Genomic DNA, 17,948 nt, shown 5'->3' with positions numbered 1-17,948 from the left:
GGCCCATACACCGGCCGCTCTCCCGTACAACAGAACACCACGGGATCCTCACACGGTAACCACTCGGTCACGCATTGGACTCAGAAAGTGGCCGCACGCCCCTCGTGGCGACTGTGTGTCGTACCCCACACTGGGTGCGGTGCCTGAGTCCTCGGAGCGCGGCCGCCCACCGGAAGTGGGCCACGCACCCCGGCGGATCCGTTCATCGTGTACGGGACGGACAGCGGCCCGGCCGCTCCGTCCCGCTGCCGCACGCCCGTGAACCGGCAGCGATCACCCTGGAGGTCGCCCCCCGTGCAGACCCAGACCCAGACCCTGGCCGGGACTCCGGCCGAGACCTCGGCCGAGACCTCGGCCGACAACCCGAGCGAGACACCCCCGGCGCAGCGCCCGGCCGGGGCGGAGACCCTCGCGGCCGTCCCTCCGCAGCGGCTGCCCGCGAACCACCCCGAGTCCCGGCCGGTGAGGGCGGCGACCGCCGTCGCCTCCGCCGAGGAAGCGGTGGAAGAGTCCGACCCGCCGGAGCCCCCACGCGCCGCGCGCGAGGCGAGTGGCGGCCCGTCGTCCGATCTCTTCCGGCAGTATCTGCGGGAGATCGGCAGAATCTCCCTGCTCACGGCGGCCGAGGAGGTCGAGCTGGCCCGCCGGGTCGAAGCCGGGCTCTTCGCCGAGGAGAAGCTGAGCAGCACCCCCGACATCAACAACTCCCAGCTCGCCGTCGACCTCGACCGGCTGGTGGTCATGGGCCGGGTGGCCAAGCGCCGGCTGATCGAGGCCAACCTCCGGCTGGTCGTCTCCGTCGCCAAACGCTATGTCGGCCGGGGACTGACCATGCTCGACCTCGTCCAGGAGGGGAACCTCGGACTGATCCGGGCGGTCGAGAAATTCGACTACGCCCGGGGCTACAAGTTCTCCACCTACGCCACCTGGTGGATCCGCCAGGCCATGTCCCGGGCCCTCGCCGACCAGGCGCGCACCATCCGCGTCCCCGTCCATGTGGTCGAGCTGATCAACCGGGTGGTGCGGGTGCAGCGCCGGATGCTCCAGGAGCGCGGCTACGAGCCGACGCCCCAGGAGGTCGCCGCCCAGCTCGATCTGCTGCCCGAGCGGGTCAGCGAGGTGCTGCGGCTCGCCCAGGAGCCGGTCTCCCTGCACGCCCCGGTGGGGGAGGAGGACGATGTCGCGCTCGGCGACCTCATCGAGGACGGCGACGCGGCCTCCCCCGTCGAGTCGGCGGCCTTCCTGCTGCTCCGCGAGCATCTGGAGGCGGTCCTCTCCACCCTCGGCGAGCGCGAGCGGAAGGTGGTCCAGCTGCGGTACGGGCTGATCGACGGCAGGCCGCGCACCCTGGAGGAGATCGGCCGGATCTTCGGCGTCACCCGGGAGCGCATCCGCCAGATCGAGTCCAAGACCCTCAACAAACTGCGCGACCACGCCTTCGCCGACCAGCTCCGGGGCTATCTGGACTGACACCCTCCGCAGCCCCGGGCCCCGGACCGGACCGGGCCGGGCCGGGCCCGAACACGGGTCTCCGGCCCGGCGGCCCGGCTCAGTCCACCTCCGCGACCGCCTCCGCGAACTGCGCCGAGTACAGCCGCGCGTACGCCCCGCCCGCCGCCAGCAGTTCGTCATGACCGCCCTGCTCGACGATCGCGCCGTTCTCCATCACCAGAATCACATCGGCGTCCCGGATGGTGGAGAGCCGGTGGGCGATCACAAAGCTGGTGCGCCCGTGGGAGAGCCGCGCCATCGCCTTCTGGATCAGCACCTCCGTACGGGTGTCGACCGAGCTGGTCGCCTCGTCCAGGACCAGGATCACCGGGTCGGAGAGGAACGCCCGCGCGATGGTGATCAGCTGCTTCTCGCCCGCGCTGACCCCGGAGCCCTCGTCGTCGATGACCGTGTCGTAGCCGTCGGGGAGAGTACGGACGAAACGGTCCGCGTGCGCGGCCCGCGCCGCCTCCTCGATCTCCGCGCGGCCGACCTCGCGCGCGGACCCGTACGCGATGTTCTCCGCGATGGTGCCGCCGAAGAGCCAGGTGTCCTGGAGCACCATGCCGATCGCCGACCGCAGATCGTCCCGCGACATCTTGGCGACATCCACCCCGTCGAGACTGATCCGGCCGCCCGTGACCTCGTAGAACCGCATCAGCAGATTGACCAGGGTGGTCTTGCCGGCCCCCGTCGGGCCGACGATGGCGACGGTCTGCCCCGGCTCCACGCTCAGCGACAGATCCTCGATCAGCGGCCGGTCCGGGGTGTACCGGAAGGAGACCTTCTCCAGCGAGACCTGCCCGGCGGGCCGCTCCGGCAGCTCCGCCGAAGCGGCGTCCGGCTCCTGCTCCTCGGCGTCCAGCAGCTCGAAGACCCGCTCGGCGGAGGCGACTCCCGACTGCACCAGATTCGCCATCGACGCCACCTGCGTCAGCGGCATGGAGAACTGCCGGGAGTACTGGATGAACGCCTGCACCTCGCCGATCGACAGCGTCCCCGACGCGACCCGGAGCCCGCCGACGACCGCCACCAGCACATAGTTGATGTTGGAGACGAAGAACATCAGCGGCTGCATCGCGCCGCTGTTGAACTGCGCCTTGAAACCGGCCTCGTACAGCGCCTCGTTCTGCTCGGCGAACTCCTCGGCCGACTCCTTCTGCCGCCCGAAGACCTTCACCAGCGCATGGCCGGTGTACATCTCCTCGACATGGGCGTTGAGCTTCCCGGTGGAGCGCCACTGCTGGACGAAGTGCGGCTGGGAGCGCTTGCCCACCCGCGCCGCGATGAAGATCGACAGCGGCACCGTGACCAGCGCGACCAGCGCCAGCAGCGGCGACACCCAGAACATCATCGCCAGCACGCCGACAATGGTCAGCAGCGAGTTGATCAGCTGACCCATCGTCTGCTGCAAGGTCTGCGCGATGTTGTCGATGTCATTGGTGACCCGGCTCAGCACCTCGCCGCGCTTGGCCCGGTCGAAGTAGGACAGCGGCAGCCGCGAGAGCTTGGCCTGGACCTCCTCGCGCATCCGGTACACCGACCGGTTGATCACCTTGATCGACAGCCGGCTCGCCACCAGGGCCAGCGCCCCGGAGACCAGGAAGAGCGCGAGCGCCACCAGCAGAATCTGTCCGACGGCGGTGAAGTCGATGCCGTGGCCGGGGGTGAAGCCCACTCCGGACAGCATGTCGGCGAGCCCGTCGTCGCCCTCCTTCCGCAGGCCCTCGATCGTCGCTTCCTTGGTGGAGCCCTCGGGCAGCTCCCGGCCGACGACCCCGGCGAAGACCCGGTCGGTCGCCCAGCCCAGCACCATCGGCCCGGCCACCGAGAAGCCGACGCTCAGCACCGCCGCGCCGAGCATCGTCCACAGCAGCGCCCCGTCCGGCGCGAGCTGCCTCAGCAGCCGCTTGCCCGACCCCTTGAAGTCCATGGACCGCTCGGCCGAGCCGCCCATCATCATCCGTGGCCCGCTCATGCCGCCTCAGCCTCCGTCAGCTGCGAGAGCACGATCTCGCGGTAGGTCTCATTGCCGGCCATCAGTTCACGGTGGCTGCCGGTGCCCACGACCCGGCCCTCGTCCAGGACCACGATCCGGTCCGCGTCCCGGATCGTGGAGACCCGCTGGGCGACGATGACCACGGTGGACTCGGCGGTCTCCCGCGCCAGCGCCGCCCGCAGCGCCGCGTCCGTGGCGTAGTCGAGCGCCGAGAACGAGTCGTCGAAGAGATAGATCTCGGGCCGCTGCACCAGCGTCCGGGCGATCGCGAGCCGCTGCCGTTGCCCGCCGGAGACATTGGTGCCGCCCTGCGCGACGGGCGCGTCGAGCCCGCCGTCCAGCTCCCGGACGAAGTCGGCCGCCTGCGCCACCTCCAGCGCCTGCCACAGCTCCTCGTCGCTCGCGCCGGGCTGTCCGTACCGCAGATTGGTGGCCACCGTGCCGGAGAACAGATACGGCTTCTGCGGTACGAGACCGACGGTCCGCGCCATCAGCTCCGGTTCCAGTTCGCGTACGTCGACGCCGTCCACCAGCACCTCGCCGCCGGTGGCGTCGAAGAGCCGGGGCACCAGACCGAGCAGGGTGGACTTCCCGCTGCCGGTCGAGCCGATGATGGCGGTGGTCTCCCCGGGGCGCGCCGTCAGCGCGATCCGGTGCAGCACCGGCTGCTCGGCCCCGGGATAGCTGAACTCCACGTCCCGCAGCTCCAGGGAGCCGTGCCCGCGCAGCTTCCGCACGGGGGCGGCCGGCGGGACCACGCTCGAATCGGTGCCCAGCACCTCCTCGATCCGCTCGGCGCAGACCTCGGCGCGCGGCACCATCATGAACATGAAGGTGGCCATCATCACGGCCATCACGATCTGCATCAGATAGGCGAGGAACGCGGTGAGCGCGCCGATCTGGATCGCGCCGCTGTCGACCCGCTGGGCCCCGAACCAGACGACCGCGACGGAGGAGACGTTGACGACCGTCAGCACGGTCGGGAACATCAGCGCCATCAGCCGTCCGGTGCCCAGCGCCACATCGGTCAGCTCGGTGTTGGCCTGGCGGAAACGGTCCTGCTCATAGCCGTCGCGGACGAAGGCGCGGATGACGCGATTGCCGGTGATCTGCTCCCGCAGCACCCGGTTCACCGTGTCGAGACGTACCTGCATGGTGCGGAAGAGCGGCCGCATCCTCAGCACCAGCACGGTCACCGAGACACCGAGCACCGGCACGACGGCCAGCAGCACGGCGGAGAGCGTCACATCCTGGCCGAGCGCCATGACGATGCCGCCGACGCACATGATCGGCGCGGAGACCATCAGGGTGAAGGCGAGCAGGACCAGCATCTGGATCTGCTGGACGTCGTTGGTGGTACGGGTGATCAGCGACGGCGCCCCGAAGTGCCCCATCTCGCGCGCGGAGAAGCTCTGCACCCGGTCGAAGACGGCCGCGCGCATGTCGCGGCCGAGGGTGGAGGCGGTGCGGGCGCCGTAGTAGACGGCTCCTATGTTGCAGACCACCTGCACCACACTGATGGCGATCATCACCGAGCCGAGTTCGAGGATGCGGCCGGTGTCGCCCTTCACCACCCCGTCGTCGATGATGTCGGCGTTGAGATTGGGCAGATAGAGGGTGGCGCTGGTCTGCAGCAGTTGCAGCAGGACAAGCAGGGCGATCGGTTTCTTGTACGGACGCAAGTGCGTCCGCAGCAGCTGTATCAGCACGCGCTGTCTCTCGGGCTCGGCGAGGTGGGGCGAAGCGGGCGGGGCGGAGCGGGGGAGCGGGATCGGGGGCATTCCATCTTGCTTCACCGAGGCCCATGAACCCCAACGGTTTGTTTCAAGGCCGGGTCAAGACGTGCCGACCGTCACCCGCAGCCCGCAGCCCGCAGCCCGCAGCCCGCAGCCCGCAGCCCGCAGCCCGCCCGGGGCCACGGGGCTGCCGTACCCCGTACCCCGTACCCCGCATGCCCGCCGTGCCCCGCGACCGTCCTCGCTCACTGCCCCGGCGCGAAGGCTCCCGGGTGCAGCTGATCACGGGTGACGCTGTACTGCTGGCGCACCGCCTGCCCCGTGGCCAGCTCCTCGCCGGGCTCCAGCACCTGCACCGAAGCGCCCTGCCAGACGGGCGGGGCGGCGGGCGACAGCGTCCCCTGCGAGACCCCGAGCGCCCAGGCGGCCTGCCGGGCCGCACCCAGCGCCGCGTAGTCGGCGGGCTGCGGCACCACGACCTGCGCCCCGAAGATCCCGGGGGCGGCGGCCTGCACGGCGGGCAGCTCGGCGCTCGCGCCCAGCAGAAAGACCCGGCGCACCTCCACACCCCTGCCGCGCAGCACGTCCATCGCGTCGGCGAGCGAGCAGAGCATCCCCTCGAAGGCGGCCCGCGCCAGATGCTCGGGCTTCATCGACTCGCGGCGCAGCCCGCTCAGGGTGCCGGCGGTGTGCGGCAGCCGGGGGGTCCGCTCGCCCTCCAGGTACGGCAGCAGCACCAGCCCCGAGGAGCCGGGCGTCGACTTCATCGCCAGCTCGGAGAGGGCTTCGAGATCGTCGAGACCGAGCATCTCGGCGGTGCCGCGCAGCACCCGCACGGCGTTGAGCGTGTGCACCACGGGGAGGTGCATCCCGGTGGCGTCGGCGTACGAGGTGATCATCCCGCTGGGGTCGGCGAGCGCCTCGTGGTGCACGGCGGTCACGGAACCGGAGGCTCCGAGTGAGACCACCGCATCGCCGGCCGCGACGCCCAGACCGAAGGCGGCGGCCATCGTCTCGCCGGTGCCCGCGGAGATCAGCAGCCCCTCGGGGGTGGTCCCCGCCGCGTCGGCGGGACCGAGCACCTCCGGCAGACCGCACTGGTGGCCGAGGGCCAGCTCGACCAGATCCGAGCGGTACGAGCCGGTGCCCGCCGACCAGTAACCGGTGGCGGACGCGCCGCCCCGGTCCGTGGTCCGCCGGGCGGGCCGGCCCAGCAGCTGCCAGACCAGCCAGTCGTGCGGCTGGAGCACTCCCGCCACCCGCTGGGCCGACTGCGGTTCCTCACGGGCCAGCCAGCGCAGCTTGGCCACCGGGTGCGAGGCCTGCGGCACCGATCCGACCGCCTCGGCCCAGGCCTGCCGCCCGCCGAGCCCGTCGATCAGATCGGCCGCGGCGATCTGCGCCCGCTTGTCGTTCCCGACCAGCGCCGGGCGCACCAGCGCTCCCTGCTGGTCCAGCAGGACCAGCCCGTGCTGCTGCGCCGAGACCCCGATGGCCTGCACGCCTTCCAGCAGCCCGCCGGCCGCGGCCTCGCCGAGCGAGAGCAGCCAGGCCTGCGGGTCGATCTCGGTGGCCTTCGGGTCCACGGGGTGCGGGGCATAGCCCTGCCGCAGCACGGCACCCGTGTCCGCGTCACAGACGACGATCTGGGTGAACGCAGATGAACTGTCCAAGCCGGCGACTATCCCCATGGAGGGAGATTCTGCCCCACCCGGAGAGCGCCGGTGTCATGTGTTGCTGGTTCCCCACTCGTCCTCGCGGCCGGGGCCGCGCTCCCGCAGCGACCGCACCCGCTCGGCGACGGACTCCGGCACCCGGTCCCCGACCTTCACCCCGACGGTGTGCAGCGCCTTCCCCGCGACCTCGCGCCCGCTCTGCACGGCGGTCTCCGCCGCGTTGCGCACCGCGGGGTTCTGGCAGAACTGCCGCGCGCTCTTCCGCAGCTGCTCGTAGCGCTCGCGCCCGGCCCGCGTGCCGAGGACGTAGCCGACGGCGAGTCCGACGACGAATGTGAGCTTGTACCGCATGGCGCTGTCACCCTTCGCTTGCCTACGTCGGTGCCCGTCCGCCTACCCGGCCCGGCCCGTGATCACCCAGGACCCTACCGATTGGCGGAGCACCCCCCTGCTTGCGCTAATGTATGTGTCGCAGCGAACGCACGCCTTCCGGGGAGTCCCGGGCGGGTACGTTCGGTGCACGCGATGCAATCCCCTGTAGCTCAATTGGCAGAGCAGCCGGCTGTTAACCGGCAGGTTACTGGTTCGAGTCCAGTCGGGGGAGCGCGATCCCCTGTAGCTCAATTGGCAGAGCATTCGGCTGTTAACCGGAGGGTTGCTGGTTCGAGTCCAGCCGGGGGAGCCGATACGGAAGAGGACCCCATGTGGGTCCTTTTTCGTATGTTCTGGCATACCTGTGGAACCGGGCAGGGCGCAGCGCGCTCTTCACTGCTGGACGTTGCCGACCATCCGAAGCAGGAGATCGTATGAGCGGCTATGCTGCGGCAGACGGCGCGCACATTTGTGCGCGACGCGCCGTTAGGGGCGGTAGCTCAGCCGGTTAGAGCAGCGGACTCATAATCCGTCGGCCGTGGGTTCGAGTCCCACCCGCCCCACCCAAGAAGAATCGATGTGACCTGCGGAAGCGCGCTCGCCGCGTGGGCGCCCCACCGGGCGCTCGCCGCACGGACACCGTGCCCCGGGGCCCCTTCGGATCCTTGAGCGGGTCCGCCGAGGGGCCGCCGGAGGCCGCCGGGAGTCGTCGGCCGTGACATCCCGGCCGCCGCGAGACCCGAGCGCCGGGACCCCGTGCCGCGGCAGCGCGTTGCGCCCCCCGTGTCTGCGGCCGGCGGTGCCGCCGCCGTCAGCCCCGGCGGGGTCGGTACGCCGAGCGGCATCAGTGTGAAGGCCGGGCAACTCGTGCGCCTCTTTCAGGGGAATGACCACACGCGACGCCACACGATCCGACCCTGCTGGATCCGCCCTCCCGTCACAGCATGCGAAAGCGCCGGTGCGGCACTGGGTAAAAGTGCTGCACCGGCGGCAGTCGTGCGTTTGAACCGATGAAACTTTGAGGCCGCGACCGGATTCGAACCGATGTAAATCGCTTTGCAGGCGATCCCCTGAGCCACTCGGGCACACGGCCATTGCGGGATCTTATTCTGGCATCCCCGTTAATGTTGCCGCAATACTAGGTCGAGGGCCCCTGTAACCGTCAAGCAGAATCTCACATTCTGATATGGTTGCATGCTAAACATCTTCATCTGGCCGGAACGTTCTCCTTCAGATGGCCTCTGAGCTGCGACGATGTGGAAATTACTGTCGTGATAAGGCGGTATTGGGCCATCCGGAAAGAGCCCCTTCGCTAACGCTTGCGATTATAGAAAGGCGGCTGGTAGAACTTGTGGCTGCACCACTGGACAGTCAATCCATCTCTCGCAGCCGGCGAAGTTCACAGTCCGAGGTAAATGTACAGAGCGGCGTATTGCTGCTGCTCTTTCTCGCGGATGAGTGCTCGCTGTGCGACGCAAATATGGAAGGTCGTCACCGTGACTGCACTAACTAATTCGTGGCTCGTGGATGTGGATCTCAGCCACATAGCGAGTCATGCCGGGACGCCGGTATTCATCTACAGCGAAGCGCGGATGCGCAAGAATATCGGCCGGGTGAAGGACGCCGCGGCGGCGGCCGGCCTGGCGGGAAGGGTGGAGCTTTACATTCCATTCTTTCCGAATTCCAACCCGCACTTCATGGCCCCTCTCAAGGACATGGAGGACGTGGGGGTCCTGGTGCAGCTGCCCAGCGAGTACCGACTCCTGCGCGAGCACGGGTTCAGCAAGTTCATCGTTTCGCCCGGACATGTGTCGGACGAGGAGATCGGCTTCTGGGACTCCACGGGCCACCCGACCTTCCTGGCCAGCCTCGACGAGGTCGCGTACTCGCTGCGCACCAAGGCGCCGACGATCAGCGTGCGGATCGACAGCCTCGACTCCGGGAAGCCGGGCATCAAGTACGGAGAGCTGGGCCAGCTCGCCGCGCTGCTCAAGGAGTACGAGCGCGATCTCACGGGCCTGGAGGTGTACTGCGGCAGCGGCAACACCCTCGACGAGATGGTCGGCATCGTCGAGCAGGTCATGAGCATCTACCGGGAGTACTTCCCCACCGCCCGGTCGATCAACTTCGCCGGCGGCCACGGCTTCGACTACGACGCCTGGGAAGAGACCGAGAAGCACTTCGACTGGCACAGCTACTTCCAGGCCCTGGCCGAAGCGGCCCGCCGGCAGAGCATCCCCGAGGATGTGACCTTCCTCTTCGAGCCGGCGCGCGACGTCCTGGCCGACGCGGGCGCGCTGCTGCTGAGCGTCGAGCGGAGCGTCATCTCCACCCCCGTGTCGAACATCCTGGTGACCAACGGCTGCCGCATGCTCATGCCCTCGGCCCAGCTGCGCGACCGGAACCACAATGTGGCCTTCCTCGACGCGGAGATGAACGAGGTCACCACGGGCAGCACGACCACGGCCGCCGTCCGGGGCCGCACCATCCTGCGCAACGACTACATCCTGCCCGGCGAGGTCGAGGTCCCCGACAGCATCGACGCGAGCAGCTTCATGGTGATCCTGGACGTGGGCGCCTACTGCGCCACCCAGCACATGGAGTTCCTCAATGTGCCCCCGGCCGCCGAGGTCCTCGTGACACCGGACAGCTCCGCGCACCTGATCACCAAAGCCGGTGACGACCTGGACAAGTGGCGCAACGTCCTGGCGGACAAGCGCGCCCTGGTCGCCTAGGCCGCCGAGGCCGCCCCAGATGGCGACCCCGCCCCCACCATCACCCGTGCCCGAGCGACTCATCTCATCCGGGAGTTTTCGCCATGCTCGATCTGAAGGCAGAGGGAATCGACAGCGCGAAGGGACCGGCCGCGGAGGAGACGCCGTTCGAATGGTTCGAGCAGTGGATCGCCGAGGCCGGCCGGCAGGAGATCAACGACCCGAACGCCATGGCGCTGGCGACCGCCGGTGAGGACGGCCTGCCCGACGTCCGCATGGTGCTGCTGAAGGAGTACGACACCGAGGGGTTCGTCTTCTTCACCAACACACAGTCCAACAAGGGCGCGGAGCTGGCGGCCAATATGCAGGCGTCGGCCGTTCTGCACTGGAAGTCCATGCGCCGCCAGGTGCGGTTCCGGGGCCCGGTGGAGACCGTCACCGACGCCGAGGCCGACGCCTACTTCGTCTCCCGGGCCCCCGACAGCCGGATCGGCGCATGGGCCAGCCGGCAGTCCCGCCCGCTCGGCAGCCGCCGGGAACTGGACGAGGCCGTGGCCCGCGAGGGAGCCCGATTCGGCGACGCCGAGGTGCCGCGACCGCCCTACTGGTCGGGCTACCGAATCCGCCCCACCTACATCGAGTTCTGGTCGGATCGGCCGTTTCGACTGCATGACCGATTCGTTTTTAGTAGGCAGAAGCCGGAGGGGCCCTGGCACCTGGGCCGTCTCTACCCCTGAACAGCAGTCGACGACATGTAGGGATCAGCCCATGTACTTCACCCACGCCGATGCCATCTGGAACCTCCACCCGAGCCTGCGGGCTCTCGCGCTCGTCGCCGAGGACGTCCGCGACGCCAAGGAGGATCCCACCGCTCTCGAACGGCTGGCCACCGCCGTCAAGGAGCGGCAGAGCGGCGCGGCGGAGGCGGAGATGCCCGAGATCGCCGCATGGCGGGAGGCGTTCTCACGCATGGGCATGAAGCCCACCCAGTACCGGTGCGCCTCGGAAGCCCTGCTGCGCCGCTACCGGAAGACCCAGGAGATGCCCAAGTTCCACCCGGTGGTCGACTACCTCAACCATGTGTCCATGGCGTTCGGCATCCCCATCGCCGCGTTCGACTGCGGGCGGGTGGCCGAGGGCATCACCGTCCGTCCCGCGCTGGGAACGGAGATCTATCTGACGTTCCAGGGGGAGACCGAGCACCCCGGCGAGGGAGAGGTCGTCTTCGCCGACCCCGAGGGGCACGCCCACTCACGGCGCTGGACCTACCGGCAGAGCGCCAGGTCGGTGGTCTCCGCCGAGACCGGCCGGGTCCTGGTCGTGGCGGAGGCGCACCACGACACGGCCCCCGACGATCTGCGGGCCATGGAGGCCGAACTGCGGGCCGGCCTCCCGGCCCTCGGCGCGGGCGTCGGGCCCTCGGCGCTGATGAGTTCGCCCCAGCGATTCGAATTCGTCTGAGACAAAGGAGATGCCAGGTGAGCGATGACGAGCTGGACCGTGCCGACCCGCTGAGCGGGCTGGACGCGACACGGGCGGCGATCGCCGAAGCATGCGCCCGGGCGGGCCGGTCCACGGACTCGGTGACCCTGGTCGCGGCCTCCAAGACGGTGCCGCCGGAGGTGCTCGGCCACACCGTCGCCCGGGGACTTCACGTCTACGGCGAGAACAGGGTGCAGGAGGCGCAGGCGAAATGGCCGGCGCTCCGGGCGGAACACCCCGGGGTGGAACTGCATCTGATCGGACCGCTCCAGACGAACAAGGCCCGTGACGCCGTCGCTCTCTTTGACGTCATCCACTCGGTCGACCGCTTCTCGCTCAGCGAGGCTCTGTTCCGCCAGGGCGAGAAGCAGGGCCGGCGGCCCAAGGTGTTCGTTCAGGTGAACACCGGACTCGAACGCCAGAAGGCCGGTGTCGCCCCGAGCGACACCGACATGTTTCTGGAGATATGCCGGGGCAAGCACGAACTCGATGTGATCGGGCTGATGTGCATCCCACCCGTGGACGAGCCCTCCGAGGAGCACTTCGTCCAGCTGCGGGAGATCGCCGAGCGCAATGGGCTGACCTCGCTCTCGATGGGAATGAGCGGTGACTTCGCCTCGGCGGTCGAGCACGGTGCCACCCATGTCCGGGTGGGCAGCGCCATCTTCGGCAACCGCGCCTACCCAGCTGCCTGAGAGGCCCCGAAGGCTCTGAGAGGCCCCGAGCCGCCCCGCAGCCCCAGCCGCCCCGATCCAAAGGAAGTCATGTCCCGTCCCGCGCGCTACGACGCCCTTTTCGAGCCGGTCCGCATAGGCCCGGTCACGGCCAAGAACCGGTTCTATCAAGTCCCGCACTGCAATGGGATGGGACGGGCTTTCCCCAGCGCCATGGCGGCGATGCGCAAGGTGAAGGCCGAGGGCGGCTGGGGCGTCGTCTGCACCGAGCAGTGCGACATCCATTACTCGGGAAACCATCAGCGCGAACTCAGGCTGTGGGACGGGAAGGACATTCCCTACCTCGCTAAGGCCACCGATCTCATTCATGAGCACGGCGCTCTCGCCGGCGTCGAACTGGCCCACAACGGGGCCCATGTCAGCAATCTGGAGAGCCGGGCCGTTCCCATCGCCCCGAGCGCCACAGCCACCAGGGATCTTTTCCCCGGCACCGCCCGCGCCATGGACAAGTCCGATATCCGGGCGTTCCGGCGCTGGCACCGCAACGCGGCGCTGAACGCGCGGCGCGCGGGATTCGACATCGTCTATGTGTACGCGGGCCACGACATGACGCTGCCGATCAATTTCCTCTCGCGCCGGCGCAATCAGCGCACGGACGAGTACGGGGGCAGTCTGGAGAACCGCGCCCGGCTGCTGCGCGAGCTGATCGAGGACGCGAAGGAGGCGGTCGGGGACACCTGCGCGGTCGCCGTCCGCTTCAGCGTCGACGAACTGATCGGAGAGAAGGGCATCACGGCCAAGGGGGAGGGCCACGACGTCGTCGAGATGCTCGCCGAACTCCCCGATCTCTGGGACGTGAACATCAGCAATTTCGACAATGACGGTGCCACCGCGCGCTTCTCGGACGAGGGATATCAAGAGGAGTATGTGAAGTTCGTCAAGAGCGTGACCACGAAACCCGTGGTCGGCGTCGGACGGTTCACCTCCCCCGACACCATGGCGACCATGGTGCGCAACGGCACCCTCGACCTCATCGGCGCGGCCCGCCCCTCCATCGCCGACCCCTTCCTTCCGCGCAAGATCGAGGAAGGCCGCATCGACGACATCCGCGAATGCGTCGGCTGCAATGTCTGCGTCGCCTGGGACCGGGCGGGCGCGCCGTTCCGGTGCACCCAGAACCCCACCACGGGCGAGGAGTGGCGGCGCGGCTGGCACCCCGAGCGCATCGCCGTCCGCGACACCACCGACAAGGTGCTCATCGCCGGCGGCGGCCCGGCCGGCCTGGAGGCGGCCCGCGCCCTCGGCCAGCGGGGGTACGAGGTGATCCTCGCCGAGCGGGGGCGCGAACTCGGCGGGCGCGTCACCCGCGAGAGCCGGCTGCCGGGCCTGGCGACCTACGGCAGGGTCCGGGACTGGCGGCTGCAACAGCTCAAGTCCATGCCCAGTGTGCAGATCCTGCCGGGCAACGAGGTCGACAGCGAACTCGTCCTGGAGGCGGAGTGCTCCGTCGTCGCCGTCGCCACCGGTGCCGTCTGGCGTCGTGACGGGGTGGGAAGGCACCACCTCGCCCCCGTGCCGGATCTCACGGCGATGCCGGTGTACACACCGGACGACATCATGGACGGCAGGCTTCCGCAGGGCCGGGTCCTCATCTTCGACGACGACCACTACTACATGGCCACGGTCATCGCCGAGCTTCTCGCCAAGAACGGCTGCGAGGTCTCCCTCGCCACCCCCGAGAGCCTGCTGGCGGCCTTCACCCAGTTCACCGCCGAGCAGAAGCGCGTCGGCCGAAGGCTGATGGAGCTGTGCGCGAGCACCCACCCGCTGTCCGCGCTGTCCCGCCTCGAACCGGGAGCGGTACGGCTGGCCTGCACCTACACCGGACGCGAGACGGTGGTGGAGGCCGACGCGATCGTCCTGGTGACAAGCATGCTGCCGCGCGACGAGCTCTTCCACGAGCTTCAGGGAGTGGGCCAGGAGACCCTGGCCGCGTCCGGCGTCCGGCGCGTGGTGCGGGTCGGCGACTGCCTGGGCCCGGGGATCATCGCCGCCGCCGTGCACAGCGGCCACCTCTTCGCCCGGGAGCTGGACACCGGCCTGAGCGACCACACGCCCTATCGGCGCGAGAACGTCGAACTCGACTGGGACCAAGCCATGCCGAACCCCGCGAGCATGGCGCGAGGGGAGATGTGATGCAGCGGTACAAGGCCCTTCTGGGCAAGGTCGCGTCCGGCGGCACCCTCAGCCGTGAGGAGTCCTCCCATGTGATCGGCAGGATGGTGACCGGAGAGGCGACGGCGGCCCAGATGGGCGCGCTGCTCATGGCGCTCCGGGTGCGCGGGGAGACCGTGGAGGAACTGACCGGCGCGGCGCTCACCCTCCGCTCCCACATGCTGCGCGTCGACGCCCCGGCCGGCGCGGTGGACGTCGTCGGCACCGGCGGCGACGAGGTCGGCTCCTACAACATCTCCACCTGCGCGGCCTTCATCGTCGCCGGCAGCGGGGTGCCGGTCGCCAAGCACGGCAACCGCGCCCTCTCCTCCCGCTCGGGGGCCGCCGACGTCCTCTCCGCGCTCGGCGTGCGCAACGGCCTCACCTCCGCCGGGGTCGAGCACTGTCTGCGCACCGCGGGCATCGGGTTCATGTTCGCCCCCGCCCACCACCCCGCCCTGAAGCATGTGGCCCCCACCCGGGTGGAACTCGCCACCCGTACGCTCTTCAACCTGCTGGGTCCGCTGCTGAACCCGGCGGGGGTACGCCATCACCTCGTCGGCGTCTTCTCCCGCCAGTGGCTCGAACCGATGGCCCAGGTCCTCCGCGAACTGGGCTCCGAACGCGCCCTCGTCGTCCACGGCGGGGACGGTCTGGACGAGATCACCACGGGCGGGACCACGCTCGTGTGCGAGCTGGACAAGGGCACGGTCTCGACCTACGAGATCTCCCCGGAGGACGTCGGTCTGCCCCGGAGCCTCCCCGGTGATCTGCGGGGCGGCGACCCGGCGGAGAACGCCAAGGCCCTGACCGCGGTGCTGGAGGGCGAGCGGAGCCCCTACCGGGACGTCTCCGTGTTCAACGCCGCCGGCGCGCTGCTGGCGGCCGGCGCGGCGGAGAGTCTGGCCGACGGAGTCCGGCTGGCCGAGGGCTCCATCGACTCCGGGCAGGCGCGCCGCCGGCTCGAATTGCTCGCCGCTTCCTCCCACGAGACAGGAGCATGACATGAGCGATCTTCTGAGGCGGGTCGAGTCCTACAAGCGCGAGGAGATCGCGGCGGCCCGGCGGGCCGTCCCCCTCGAGGAGCTGCGCCGGCGGGCGGACGCGGCCCCCGAGCCGCGGGGGTTCCTCGACGCGCTGTCCCGGCGGACCGCCCGGGGGGAGTACGCCCTGATCGCGGAGATCAAGAAGAAGAGCCCGTCGAAGGGGCTCATCCGCGAGGACTTCGATCCCCCCGCGCTGGCCCGCGCCTTCGAGGACGGCGGGGCCGCCTGTCTGTCGGTGCTGACCGACACCCCCTCCTTCGAGGGGAGCCGCGAGCATCTGACGGCGGCCCGTGCCGAGGTCTCCCTCCCGGTGCTGCGCAAGGACTTCATGTACGACCCCTACCAGGTGGTCGAGGCCCGTGCCTGGGGAGCGGACTGCGTACTGCTGATGCTGTCCGCCCTGGACGACGAGAGCGCCGGCCGTCTGGAGGACACCGCCCTGGAGCTGGGCATGGATGTGCTGGTCGAGGTGCACGACGAGGCGGAGCTGGAACGCGCGCTGCGTCTGCGGTCCCCGCTCCTCGGGATCAACAACCGGGATCTCCGTACGCTGCGGACGAGTCTGGGCACCGCCGAGGCTCTCGCGCCCCAAGTCCCCAACGGCCGTCTTGTGGTCTCGGAAAGCGGACTGAGCACTCCCGAAGACCTCGGCCGGATGGCCAAAGCGGGAATCAACGCGTTCCTGATCGGTGAATCACTGATGAGAAGTGACGACGTCAAGGCGGCAACGCGCCGACTTCTGTCGCCTTTTCATGGCTGACGCGGGCATCGGCGGAGTCGATCAGGTACTAGCGTTCCGATCGACGGCCAACACCCACGCGCCGCCGGCCCGGATCAGGTGTCGACGCTTTCGACCCGGGTTCGGGCCGCCGGCGCCAGAGAACACTAGCGAGCACCCGTGAGCCTTCAGTTTCTCATCACCTCTCTGATCATTGTCGCCTCACCTGGCACCGGAGCGCTCTACACCATCGCGACGGGCCTGTCCCGGGGCTTCCGTATGAGTGTCATCGCCGCCTTCGGCTGCACCCTGGGAATCGTTCCGCATCTGGCCGCCGCCATCGCCGGTCTCGCCGCGATTCTGCACACCAATGCGCTGGTTTTCGAGATCTTCAAATGGGCCGGTGTGGCCTATCTCCTCTACATGGCCTGGAACACCCTTCAGGAGTCCGGAACGCTCAAGATCGAGGACCCGAACAAGCAGGAGACCTCGTCCCTGCGCATCACCGGCACGGCCATTCTGATCAACTTCCTCAACCCCAAGCTGTCCATCTTCTTCCTCGCCTTCCTGCCGCAGTTCGTCCCGGCGGACACCGGGAACACCCTCCCCCAGATGCTTCAGCTGAGCCTGGTGTTCATGGTCATGACCTTCGTCGTGTTCGCGATCTACGGGGGGTTCGCCGCGGCCGTCCGCGACCAGGTGATCAGCCGTCCCAAGGTCATGGCGTGGATGCGCCGTACGTTCGCCGCGGCCTTCGTCGGCATCGGCATCCAACTGGCCGTCGCCGGCCGCTGACAAGGAGCACGCGATGTTCATCAAGGTGTGCGGTCTGCGTACGGAAGCCGATGTCGACGCCGCCGTGGAGGCCGAAGTCGACGCGATCGGCTTCATGTTCGCCCGGAGCCCACGCCATGTCGACGCCAGTACCGTCATCCGTCTGATGCGTCGCATTCCCTCCACGGTTCTGACGGTCGGGGTCTTCCGGGACCAGCCCCTGGCCGATGTCCGTTCCCTGGTGAACATCACCGGCGTCCACGGCGTGCAACTGCACGGCAAGGAGGGCCGGCCCTATTACGAACAGCTCTCCGAGACCGGATGCACCCTCATCCGAGGTCTCTCGTACCGCGAACCGCTGCCGCGCCACGGCGACCTCGGCGAGGACATCCTCCTGCTCGACGCCCCGGTCCCCGGGGCGGGCGTTCCCTGGGACTGGAGCCGCCGCCCGCTGCGTACCACCGCCGGGAAATGGCTGCTGGCCGGAGGCCTCACCCCCGAGAACGTCGGCGACGCCGTCCGCGCCACGAACCCCTGGGGCGTCGACGTGTCGAGCGGAATCGAGATCAGCCGGGGCGAGAAGGACCCCGCGCTGATCGCGTCCTTCGCCAAAGCCGCCAGAGCCGCCCGGGCAGCCGCCTGATCCGACAGACGAACTACACGGGAGAGAGCCGCCATGCCCGTTCGCTTGTACGACAACGGTGTCCGTAAAGTCCGCGACTTCATCCCGCTTCTCGCGGGCCGGGTCTCGATCTATCTCTGTGGTGCCACGGTCCAGGCCGCCCCCCATATCGGCCATATCCGTTCCGGGCTGAACTTCGACATCATGCGCCGCTGGTTCGAGTACCGCGGCTACGAGGTCACGTTCATCCGCAATGTCACCGACATCGACGACAAGATCATCAATAAGGCGGCCGAGGGAAATCGCCCCTGGTGGTCGATCGGCTATGAGAATGAGCGGGCCTTCAACAACGGCTATGACGCGCTCGGGTGCCTGCCGCCGACGTGCGAGCCGCGTGCGACCGGGCACATCACCGAGATGGTGGAGATGA

Annotated in this window: 15 protein-coding genes and 4 tRNA genes; 14 read left to right on the top strand and 5 right to left on the bottom strand. The window is 69.1% G+C overall.

Features of this window, described 5'->3' with window-relative positions; all coding sequences use genetic code 11:
* Positions 1-294 precede the first annotated feature (294 nt).
* Positions 295-1,470 (top strand): RNA polymerase sigma factor, encoded by a 1,176-nt coding sequence (locus ABD371_RS05225; protein WP_381733157.1) that lies wholly within the window; start codon positions 295-297, stop codon positions 1,468-1,470.
* Positions 1,471-1,549: 79 nt separating this feature from the next.
* On the opposite strand, the gene ABD371_RS05220 is transcribed toward ABD371_RS05225, so the two are convergent.
* The 4 genes from ABD371_RS05220 to ABD371_RS05205 form a co-directional block, all read right to left on the bottom strand.
* Positions 1,550-3,469 carry an ABC transporter ATP-binding protein gene (locus tag ABD371_RS05220; RefSeq protein WP_344473250.1) on the bottom strand — a complete coding sequence of 640 codons (1,920 nt, stop codon included), beginning with the start codon at positions 3,467-3,469 and terminating at the stop codon, positions 1,550-1,552.
* A complete protein-coding gene (locus ABD371_RS05215) occupies positions 3,466-5,199 on the bottom strand; it encodes an ABC transporter ATP-binding protein (protein ID WP_344474069.1) in 1,734 nt (577 codons plus the stop codon). The genes ABD371_RS05220 and ABD371_RS05215 overlap by 4 nt, the downstream gene beginning before the upstream one ends.
* A gap of 272 nt (positions 5,200-5,471) precedes the next feature.
* Positions 5,472-6,917, bottom strand: coding sequence for an FGGY family carbohydrate kinase (locus tag ABD371_RS05210; RefSeq protein ID WP_344473248.1), 1,446 nt, complete (start codon positions 6,915-6,917; stop codon positions 5,472-5,474).
* A 36-nt stretch (positions 6,918-6,953) separates the two neighbouring features.
* The gene (locus ABD371_RS05205) at positions 6,954-7,253 is read right to left on the bottom strand and encodes a YtxH domain-containing protein (protein WP_344473246.1); all 300 of its coding nucleotides are present in this window, start codon (positions 7,251-7,253) and stop codon (positions 6,954-6,956) included.
* 180 nt (positions 7,254-7,433) lie between these two features.
* Here ABD371_RS05205 and ABD371_RS05200 point away from each other — a divergent pair.
* The 3 genes from ABD371_RS05200 to ABD371_RS05190 all read left to right on the top strand — a co-directional run bounded on the left by ABD371_RS05200 (position 7,434) and on the right by ABD371_RS05190 (position 7,837).
* A tRNA-Asn gene (locus ABD371_RS05200) sits at positions 7,434-7,506 on the top strand.
* A 5-nt stretch (positions 7,507-7,511) separates the two neighbouring features.
* A tRNA-Asn gene (locus ABD371_RS05195) sits at positions 7,512-7,584 on the top strand.
* Positions 7,585-7,763: 179 nt separating this feature from the next.
* Positions 7,764-7,837: transfer RNA gene (locus tag ABD371_RS05190), tRNA-Ile, on the top strand.
* A 458-nt stretch (positions 7,838-8,295) separates the two neighbouring features.
* Here ABD371_RS05190 and ABD371_RS05185 read toward each other — a convergent pair.
* Positions 8,296-8,367 (bottom strand) — tRNA-Cys (locus ABD371_RS05185).
* Positions 8,368-8,971: 604 nt separating this feature from the next.
* Between ABD371_RS05185 and ABD371_RS05180 the strand changes: the two genes are divergently transcribed.
* The 10 genes from ABD371_RS05180 to ABD371_RS05135 form a co-directional block, all read left to right on the top strand.
* Entirely contained in the window at positions 8,972-10,009 is a 1,038-nt protein-coding gene (locus ABD371_RS05180) for a type III PLP-dependent enzyme domain-containing protein (RefSeq protein WP_344473242.1), read from the top strand.
* Between the two features lie 83 nt (positions 10,010-10,092).
* The gene (gene pdxH / locus ABD371_RS05175) at positions 10,093-10,725 is read left to right on the top strand and encodes a pyridoxamine 5'-phosphate oxidase (RefSeq protein ID WP_344473240.1); all 633 of its coding nucleotides are present in this window, start codon (positions 10,093-10,095) and stop codon (positions 10,723-10,725) included.
* Between the two features lie 31 nt (positions 10,726-10,756).
* Positions 10,757-11,449 (top strand): B3/B4 domain-containing protein, encoded by a 693-nt coding sequence (locus tag ABD371_RS05170; protein ID WP_344473238.1) that lies wholly within the window; start codon positions 10,757-10,759, stop codon positions 11,447-11,449.
* Positions 11,450-11,466: 17 nt separating this feature from the next.
* Complete coding sequence (locus ABD371_RS05165) at positions 11,467-12,165, top strand: YggS family pyridoxal phosphate-dependent enzyme (RefSeq protein ID WP_344473236.1); 699 nt, start codon at positions 11,467-11,469, stop codon at positions 12,163-12,165.
* A gap of 69 nt (positions 12,166-12,234) precedes the next feature.
* Positions 12,235-14,340 (top strand): oxidoreductase, encoded by a 2,106-nt coding sequence (locus ABD371_RS05160; protein WP_344473234.1) that lies wholly within the window; start codon positions 12,235-12,237, stop codon positions 14,338-14,340.
* Positions 14,340-15,362 carry an anthranilate phosphoribosyltransferase gene (gene trpD, locus ABD371_RS05155; RefSeq protein WP_344473232.1) on the top strand — a complete coding sequence of 341 codons (1,023 nt, stop codon included), beginning with the start codon at positions 14,340-14,342 and terminating at the stop codon, positions 15,360-15,362. The genes ABD371_RS05160 and trpD overlap by 1 nt, the downstream gene beginning before the upstream one ends.
* A gap of 1 nt (position 15,363) precedes the next feature.
* Positions 15,364-16,164, top strand: a complete 801-nt coding sequence (gene trpC, locus ABD371_RS05150) for an indole-3-glycerol phosphate synthase TrpC (protein WP_344473231.1) — start codon at positions 15,364-15,366, stop codon at positions 16,162-16,164.
* Positions 16,165-16,302: 138 nt separating this feature from the next.
* The gene (locus ABD371_RS05145) at positions 16,303-16,917 is read left to right on the top strand and encodes a LysE family translocator (protein WP_344473230.1); all 615 of its coding nucleotides are present in this window, start codon (positions 16,303-16,305) and stop codon (positions 16,915-16,917) included.
* A 13-nt stretch (positions 16,918-16,930) separates the two neighbouring features.
* Complete coding sequence (locus tag ABD371_RS05140) at positions 16,931-17,539, top strand: phosphoribosylanthranilate isomerase (protein WP_344473229.1); 609 nt, start codon at positions 16,931-16,933, stop codon at positions 17,537-17,539.
* Positions 17,540-17,572: 33 nt separating this feature from the next.
* Positions 17,573-17,948 (top strand): class I tRNA ligase family protein (locus ABD371_RS05135; protein WP_344473228.1); only part of this gene is annotated, 376 nt, incomplete at its 3' end.

Origin of the sequence: Streptomyces amakusaensis (assembly GCF_039532665.1) — a bacterium.
Classification (GTDB): Bacteria; Actinomycetota; Actinomycetes; order Streptomycetales; family Streptomycetaceae; genus Streptomyces; species Streptomyces amakusaensis.
Note: the sequence above shows the minus strand (reverse complement) of the source record. Positions and strands in the feature narration are given on the sequence as shown.